Raw genomic sequence first — 447 nt, 5'->3', positions numbered from 1 at the left:
TCCAAGGCCGCGGCCGCCCATATGGGTGAGGGCGGCAGCATCATCTCGATCGGCAGCAACCTTGCCGAGCGGGCCGACGGCAGCCTCACGGCCTATTCAGCCAGCAAGGCGGCGCTGGTCGGCCTGACCAAGGCGCTGGCGCGTGACCTCGGCCCGCGCGGCATCACCGCCAATGTCGTCCACCCCGGTTCGACCGACACCGACATGAACCCGGCCGACGGCCCGCATGCCGAGCATCAGCGCCGGAAGATGGCAACGCCGCGCTTCGGCAAGGCCGACGACATTGCCGGCATGGTCGCCTGGCTCGCAGGCCCGGAAGGCCGCTTCGTCACCGGCGCTGCCCTGACCATCGACGGCGGCGCCAACGCCTGATCCCGCGGGGATTTCCGGCTGGGGCGGAACCACCCTCCGCTCCAGCCGTCACGATCTTGTGAAACCGTTCTGCAA

At 69.8% G+C, this 447-nt stretch carries 1 protein-coding gene; it reads left to right on the top strand.

Annotation, left to right across the window (positions count from 1 at the left end; translation table 11 throughout):
• A partial coding sequence (locus tag EN879_RS38535; protein WP_127274837.1) for an SDR family oxidoreductase occupies window positions 1-372 on the top strand: 372 nt, incomplete at its 5' end.
• Window positions 373-447 lie beyond the last annotated feature (75 nt).

The sequence above is a fragment of the Mesorhizobium sp. M7A.F.Ca.AU.002.02.1.1 genome (genome assembly GCF_003998535.1).
Lineage (GTDB): Bacteria > Pseudomonadota > Alphaproteobacteria > Rhizobiales > Rhizobiaceae > Mesorhizobium > Mesorhizobium ciceri.
Note: the sequence above shows the minus strand (reverse complement) of the source record. Positions and strands in the feature narration are given on the sequence as shown.